This window comes from Peribacillus acanthi, assembly GCF_003073175.1.
Taxonomy (GTDB): domain Bacteria; phylum Bacillota; class Bacilli; order Bacillales; family DSM-1321; genus Bacillus_BN; species Bacillus_BN acanthi.
Genome location: NZ_QBBX01000035.1, coordinates 1 through 7449 on the forward strand (window position 1 = coordinate 1; position 7449 = coordinate 7449).

The following is a 7449-nucleotide window of genomic DNA, read 5'->3' on the forward strand; positions in this document are numbered from 1 at the left end:
ACGGAAGTTAAGCTCTTCAGCGCCGATGGTAGTTGGGGGTTTCCCCCTGTGAGAGTAGGACGTTGCCAGGCAAAGAGAAGAAGATCAGCTGATGAGGCTGGTCTTTTTTGTTTTCTTTTGGAGAGGTAACAGAAGGTGACTAGAGAAAGAAGTAGGAAGCCTTTGAAAAGAAATCATCTTAAGTTCAAGGAATAGTGAGAGCGAAGCCCGGAGTGTGCTTTGTACATGAGGATTGAGTGACTGAAGCTGACAAAGGAATCCGAAGAACTTCGCTTTTCGGCAGCCGAACACGGACGTTAAGCTCGTGCGCCGATGGTAGTTGGGTGTTTTTCTCTGTCAGAGTAAGACGCTGCCAAGCAAAGAAAAGAAGATCAGCTGATGAGGCTGGTCTTTTTTGTTTGGTTATCCAATATAGTAATATACTGTGAAAATCACAACGGGATTGAAGGAGTAGAGGAAGTGAAGATTAAGAGTATAAGTAATTTCATAGATAGGATTCCAAAGACAAGCATTATAGTTTAAAACAATAAATTTATGGAAAAGGACCTTTCCATATAAATATAAAACAGAACTATGACCATACATAGAAAAAAGACCAGTACAATTACTGATCTTAATCAAAAAATTCTTTTTTTGTTTTATGCTCTATCCATAAGCCATTCCTTTAGTAAGTAGGGACCTTTTATTTCTGTTATGGAAAGAAATTGAAGTATAAAAGGATAGTCATTACTATCTAAGTTCTTTAATAATTCGTACCACCATTCTATTTCGTAACGAGCAATCATGCTTAGGTTGTAGAGAAGAAGATAGTGGATGAGAGGTTCAGGGAAATCAGTAGCTTGTAAATCTTTTTCTAAAAAGAACGTAAATTGTTTTTTAGGCAAGTGATATCTAATTGGACCAGGTTGATTACAGGTTATGGATTCTGAAAGAAGTAAAAACTTTTTCTCATCGAATCTTATAGGATTAAAGGTAGCTTTTGTTTTTGATTCAAGATATTGAACAAAACGATCTTGACTCATATGAAAACGGCTAAGAAGATTCGATGGGAATGAAAAATTTTGGTCTTCTTTTTGTATGGTTTGAAAAGGGCTCCGTCCAGTTAAGAATTGAAACGATGTATGTAGCTCTGGGAGATGGACAAGGAGGTCATGCATGGTAATCCGCTCCCCTTCCAAATGTTTCATGTGAAACATTTTTTCTGAAACTTGGGTTAATAGTCCGTTTTTTTGTATTTTGATTTCATCTTTTAAGAATTCATATTGTTGCTTTTTTCTTTTTCTAGTGGTGACACCATGGGAAAGTACTAAAGATGATTCCGGATAGTATGGATTAACGGTTAAGACACAGGCCTTTAATAGCTGTACAAACCCATAGAATAATAAAATGGGTTTAATTGAAATGGGAGAATGGCTAGCTTGTTTGTAATAAGTTTGCCCTTGTTCCAAATAATAAATAAAGGGATAACAATTATCGAAGCTTTTTACATCAGGATCTTCGATATTCAATTTAGTATAATTTTTCTTTAAGTAAGTTTGAGCAGACGCGGTAGAATAAAACAAGGAAAGTGTATCCCAAGTATTTTCATGGTAGTTCACTTATAAAACCTCCAAATTAATAGAAAAGTCTAACATTTCTCTATGTTCTTGACAGTATTTTGTCCAATTGATAACCTACTAATAATATTTTCAATGCGAGAGGGGTAAAAGTATGTGGGAGAATAAGTTTGCTAAAGAAGGATTAACCTTTGATGATGTATTGCTAATACCTGCGAAATCAGAAGTTTTACCCAAGGATGTAAGTTTGCAAGTGAAGATGACAGAAACATTATGCCTAAATATACCTATTATTAGTGCGGGTATGGATACGGTGACAGAAGCAGAAATGGCTATCTCAATGGCAAGACAGGGTGGATTGGGAATTATCCATAAAAACATGTCTATTGAACAACAGGCTGAACAGGTGGATAAGGTGAAACGATCAGAGAGTGGTGTTATCACAGATCCGTTCTTCCTAACACCTGAACATCAAGTGTATGACGCTGAGCATTTAATGGGGAAATACCGAATTTCCGGTGTTCCAATTGTGAATAACCCAGAAGAACAAAAGTTAGTTGGAATCTTGACTAATCGTGATCTTCGTTTCATTCAAGATTATTCTATTATGATCTCTGATGTTATGACTAAGGAAAACCTTGTAACGGCTCCGGTTGGAACAAATTTGGAGCAAGCAGAAAAAATTCTTCAACAGCATAAAATCGAAAAACTCCCTCTTGTAGATGAAGAAGGCGTGTTAAAAGGATTAATTACGATTAAGGATATTGAAAAGGTCATTGAGTTCCCGAATTCAGCTAAGGATGCTCATGGAAGATTATTAGTTGGGGCTGCAGTTGGAGTAACCAATGATACAATGAAGCGGGTAGAGAAGCTAGTGAAGGCTAATGTGGATGTGGTGGTGGTTGACACTGCACATGGACACTCTAAAGGCGTTTTGGATACTGTTTCTCAAATTCGTTCAGCTTATCCTCATTTGAATATTATTGCTGGTAATGTAGCAACGGCAGAAGCTACTCGTGCACTGATTGAGGCAGGAGCTGATATTGTAAAGGTTGGTATTGGTCCTGGATCTATTTGTACGACTCGTGTAGTTGCTGGAGTTGGGGTTCCTCAGATTACAGCAGTTTATGATTGCGCAACTGAAGCTAGAAAGCACGGTAAAACAATCATTGCAGATGGAGGTATCAAGTATTCAGGTGATATCGTGAAAGCATTGGCTGCTGGAGGACACGCGGTTATGTTAGGTAGTCTTCTTGCTGGAGTATCCGAAAGCCCTGGTGAAACGGAAATTTTCCAAGGAAGAAGATTCAAAGTGTATCGTGGTATGGGATCAATCGGTGCGATGGAAAAAGGATCAAAAGATCGCTATTTCCAAGAGGAAAACAAGAAATTCGTACCTGAAGGAATTGAAGGAAGACTTCCTTATAAAGGGCCATTGTCTGATACTTTGTATCAACTAATTGGTGGTATCCGTTCTGGCATGGGATACTGTGGAACAAAGGATTTAACTGAGCTTCGTGAGCATTCTCAATTTGTTCGTATGACAGGTGCTGGCTTAAGAGAGAGTCATCCTCATGATGTACAAATTACAAAAGAAGCTCCGAACTATTCTATTTCATAAGACTATATTCCTAATATTTGGCATAGGCAGGGAGACTTTTCTCTGTCTATTTTTTTAGCCTATTTTGTGATACACTAAACAAGGTGTTTTTTTACAGAACAGTAGGTTCGGACAAGCTGTTTGTCCTTTATAAATATAAAAAGTAAATAAGGTGGAGGTATAAGAAGTGAAGAGAGTCAGCCAGATTACACTGATTTTTACACTATTAGTGACCGTGATCGTTTCACAGTTTGCATACAATGCCACATTCGCAAATGCTGAAACCGATCGACTTGATTTAAAAGCAGAAGCAGCAATTTTATTAGATGCTAAAACAGGTAGAATCCTATACGAAAAGAATCCCGATACGGTTCTTGGAGTAGCAAGTATGTCTAAGATGATGACAGAATACATTCTTCTGGAGTCAATCAAAGAAGGTAAAATAAGCTGGGATCAAAATGTTAAAATCAATGAGTATGTGCATAAATTATCTGCAGCACCTGGTCTTTCGAATGTTGGTTTGACACAAGGTGAAAACTATACAGTCCGTGAATTATATGAAGCGATGGCTATTTTCTCCGGAAATGCTGCAACAGTAGCCCTTGCAGAGTTAATCTCAGGAAGTGAGAAAAACTTTGTTGGAACAATGGAGAAAAAAGCGAAAGAGCTTGGCATGAAAGATTTCAACTTCGTTAACTCAAGCGGATTAAACAACAAAAGTTTAATGGGTCAACATCCTGCTGGCGGTCCTGAGGAAGAGAACGTAATGACTGCTCGTGATACAGCTATATTGGCATTCCGTTTGTTGAATGACTTCCCAGAAGTTCTTGAAACGACAAAAATATCTAAATTAAAGTTTAAAGATGGAAGAGAATATCCAAACTTTAACTGGATGCTTCCAGGTTTAATTTTTGAGTACGAAGGTGTAGACGGATTAAAAACGGGTTCTACAGACTTTGCAGGATACGGATTCACAGCTACTGCTGAGAGAAATGGTCAACGTTTTATTTCTGTAGTTATGAAATCAACATCTAAGGATGAGCGTTTTAATGATACTACAAAACTTTTAGATTATGCGTTTAGTAACTTTGGTAAGGAAGAGATTTTACCTGCTAGTTATAAGCCTAAAAAGGTAAAAACCCTTAAAGTGAACAAAGGTAAAGAAAAAGAAGTGAAAATTGAAACAAAGGAACCTATTGAACTTGTCATCCAAAATGGAGAAAAAAATCAATTCGAACCTGTTGTTGTGTTGGATAAATCCAAATTAGACCAGGACGGAAATCTTACTGCACCAATTAAAAAAGGTGAAAAGATTGGATATGTGACTGTTCAATCGAAGAAAGGTGATTTCGGTTTCTTAACTAAGGATGGCCAGAAGTTAGCTAGCACTAATTTAGTTGCCTCTGAGAGTGTTGAGAAAGCTAACTGGTTCGTGCTTTCTATGAGAGCGATTGGTGGTTTCTTTGGTGACGTATGGGATGGCGTTTCCTCTATGGTAAAAGGTTGGTTTTAATACTATCTAACTAAATTGGAACCCTTTTCTGTCTTGACAGAAGAGGGTTTTTTGTTTACCTTCAAACTAGAGTTCGAAATATAACCCCTATCATATTGGTAGGAATAAAGAAGAATAGCGAACCTGAGGGGGACTTTACAATGAATTTAGGTACTGATCGTGTAAAACGCGGCATGGCAGAAATGCAAAAAGGCGGCGTTATTATGGATGTTGTCAATGCAGAGCAAGCAAAAATCGCTGAAGAAGCCGGCGCTGTTGCGGTTATGGCGTTAGAACGAGTTCCTTCTGATATTCGTGCAGCTGGTGGAGTTGCAAGAATGGCTGATCCTACAATTGTAGAAGAAGTAATGAAGGCGGTTACTATCCCTGTTATGGCAAAAGCTCGTATCGGGCATATTGTAGAGGCGCGTGTCCTTGAAGCAATGGGAGTAGATTATATCGATGAGAGTGAAGTTTTGACTCCTGCTGATGAAGAATATCATTTAAATAAAAATGAATTTACAGTACCTTTTGTTTGCGGATGTCGTGATCTTGGTGAAGCAGCACGCCGTATCGGTGAAGGAGCTGCTATGCTTCGTACGAAAGGTGAGCCAGGAACTGGTAACATCGTAGAAGCAGTGAGACATATGCGTCAAGTCAATGCACAAGTTCGTAAAGTGGTCGGTATGAATACAGACGAGCTGATGACAGAAGCTAAATTACTAGGTGCACCTTATGAGTTGCTATTAGAAATCAAGAAGTTAGGAAAGTTACCTGTCGTAAACTTCGCAGCTGGTGGAATCGCTACTCCTGCAGATGCAGCGTTAATGATGCAGCTTGGAGCGGATGGAGTGTTTGTTGGATCAGGTATCTTCAAATCAGAAAACCCTGCAAAGTTTGCTAAAGCAATTGTGGAAGCTACTACTCACTACCAAGATTATGAGTTAATTGCACACCTATCTAAAAACTTAGGAACTGCAATGAAAGGCATCGAGATTTCTAATCTTTCACCAGCTCAAAGAATGCAGGATAGAGGCTGGTAAGATGTTGAAAATTGGAGTATTGGGCCTACAAGGAGCGGTACGTGAACATGTAGAGTCTATCATTGCCTGCGGAGCAGAAGCAGTAGTCGTTAAAAGAGTTGAGCAATTGGCAGACTTAGATGGTTTGGTTTTGCCTGGTGGGGAAAGTACGACGATGAGACGCTTAATTAATCAGTACGGGTTTTTAGAGCCTTTGAGAGAATTTGCAAAAGAAGGTAAGCCAATGTTCGGAACTTGTGCAGGCTTAATCTTATTAGCAAAAGAAATCGTTGGTTACGAAGAACCTCATCTAGATGCATTAAATGTAAAGGTGGAAAGAAACTCCTTTGGAAGACAACGTGAAAGCTTTGAGGCGGATCTTCATATTAAAGGGTTAGAGACACCATTTACTGGCGTATTTATTCGTGCTCCTCACATTGTAGAAGCTCGCGATGGAGTGGAAGTGCTTTGTGAACATAATGGCAGGATTGTTGCTGCCAAGGAAGGTACTTTACTTGGTTGTTCCTTCCATCCAGAGTTAACGGATGATCATCGCTTTATGCAACTGTTTGTGGACATGGTTAAAGAATCAAAAGTAAAACAAAGCGCATAATGTAGTTGCATAGTAGGAAAATATATAGTAAATTGTTATGTAACTTAAATAAAACAAATGCAATGATAGGAAATAGTAGCAGTTTGATCTGTCTTTAGAGAGTCGGTGGTTGGTGAAAACCGATGGCGGAAATCTGTGAATCCATCCTGGAGCAAAGTATGGAACACCTATTGGTTAGTAAATACTTTCGGTTAAGCCGTTATCTTTTTAAGGTGAAAAGCAGGATTTATTTCTGTTTTTAACTAGGGTGGCAACGCGGGTAACTCTCGTCCCTTTTTATAGGGACGGGAGTTTTTTGTGTTCCTGAAACTATCATTGCGAGAAAATAGGAGGAATAAAGGATGTTGGATTTAAAGTACTTACGTGCAAATTTTGAAGATGTGAAAGAACGCCTGCAGCATCGTGGAGAAGACTTAACGGATCTTGGGAAATTTGAAGATTTAGATGTAAGGCGTCGTGAACTCCTAGTTGAGACCGAGCAGTTAAAAAGCAGAAGAAATGAAGTATCTCAACAAATTGCCATTATGAAGCGTGAAAAGCAGGATGCAGATGCCTTAATCGTGGAGATGCGAGAAGTAGGAGACAAGGTCAAGGTTTTAGATGAAGAGCTTCGTACCGTAGAAGAGACATTGGAAAATCTATTGTTATCAATTCCTAATATTCCACACGAAAGCGTACCGGTTGGGGAAACTGAAGATGATAATGTGGAAGCACGAAAATGGGGTGAACTTCCAAAATTTGATTTTGAAGCTAAAGCTCACTGGGACATTGCTGACGGACTTGGAATTCTAGATTTTGAACGTGCTTCTAAGGTTACAGGAAGCCGGTTCGTATTTTATAAAGGGTTAGGTGCAAGACTGGAACGTGCATTAATTAGTTTCATGTTGGACCTTCATGTTGAAGAGCATGGTTACGAAGAGATTATGCCTCCATTTATGGTAAACCGTGCGAGTATGACAGGAACAGGGCAGCTACCAAAGTTTGAGGAAGATGCTTTCCGTATTGAAAGTGAGGATTACTTCTTAATTCCAACTGCGGAAGTACCAGTAACGAACTTCCACCGTGATGAAATTTTAAATGGGGAAGAGCTGCCAATTAGCTATGCTGCTTATAGCGCGTGTTTTCGTTCTGAAGCTGGTTCTGCAGGCCGAGATACAAGAGGTTTG

Annotated in this window: 6 protein-coding genes, 1 rRNA gene and 1 other annotated feature; of the genes, 6 read left to right on the forward strand and 1 reads right to left on the reverse strand. The window is 39.0% G+C overall.

The window, feature by feature from the left end:
• Positions 1–71, forward strand: a 5S ribosomal RNA gene (gene rrf / locus DBX25_RS21825); the annotation flags it as partial.
• A 567-nt stretch (positions 72–638) separates the two neighbouring features.
• Here rrf and DBX25_RS20000 read toward each other — a convergent pair.
• Positions 639–1598, reverse strand: coding sequence for a YaaC family protein (locus DBX25_RS20000; protein WP_108672518.1), 960 nt, complete (start codon positions 1596–1598; stop codon positions 639–641).
• 112 nt (positions 1599–1710) lie between these two features.
• Between DBX25_RS20000 and guaB the strand changes: the two genes are divergently transcribed.
• From guaB to serS, 5 genes are all read left to right on the forward strand, one after another.
• On the forward strand, positions 1711–3177 hold the full coding sequence (gene guaB, locus DBX25_RS20005; protein WP_108672519.1) for an IMP dehydrogenase: 1467 nt from the start codon (positions 1711–1713) through the stop codon (positions 3175–3177).
• Positions 3178–3343: 166 nt separating this feature from the next.
• A complete protein-coding gene (locus DBX25_RS20010) occupies positions 3344–4669 on the forward strand; it encodes a D-alanyl-D-alanine carboxypeptidase family protein (protein ID WP_108672520.1) in 1326 nt (441 codons plus the stop codon).
• Between the two features lie 140 nt (positions 4670–4809).
• Positions 4810–5691: a pyridoxal 5'-phosphate synthase lyase subunit PdxS gene (pdxS, locus tag DBX25_RS20015; RefSeq protein ID WP_108672521.1), complete on the forward strand. Its 882-nt coding sequence runs from the start codon at positions 4810–4812 to the stop codon at positions 5689–5691.
• Between the two features lies 1 nt (position 5692).
• On the forward strand, positions 5693–6283 hold the full coding sequence (gene pdxT / locus DBX25_RS20020; protein ID WP_108672522.1) for a pyridoxal 5'-phosphate synthase glutaminase subunit PdxT: 591 nt from the start codon (positions 5693–5695) through the stop codon (positions 6281–6283).
• A 53-nt stretch (positions 6284–6336) separates the two neighbouring features.
• Positions 6337–6560 (forward strand) — a binding site (T-box leader).
• A 64-nt stretch (positions 6561–6624) separates the two neighbouring features.
• The coding region (gene serS, locus DBX25_RS21580) for a serine--tRNA ligase (protein ID WP_240620448.1) at positions 6625–7449 on the forward strand (825 nt) is incomplete at its 3' end.

What these genes read in the sequence shown, in the direction of transcription:
- guaB (WP_108672519.1), top strand. Translation starts at nt 1,711, where the DNA reads ATGTGGGAGAATAAGTTTGCTAAAGAAGGATTAACCTTTGATGATGTA.
- pdxS (WP_108672521.1), top strand. Translation starts at nt 4,810, where the DNA reads ATGAATTTAGGTACTGATCGTGTAAAACGCGGCATGGCAGAAATGCAA.
- pdxT (WP_108672522.1), top strand. Translation starts at nt 5,693, where the DNA reads ATGTTGAAAATTGGAGTATTGGGCCTACAAGGAGCGGTACGTGAACAT.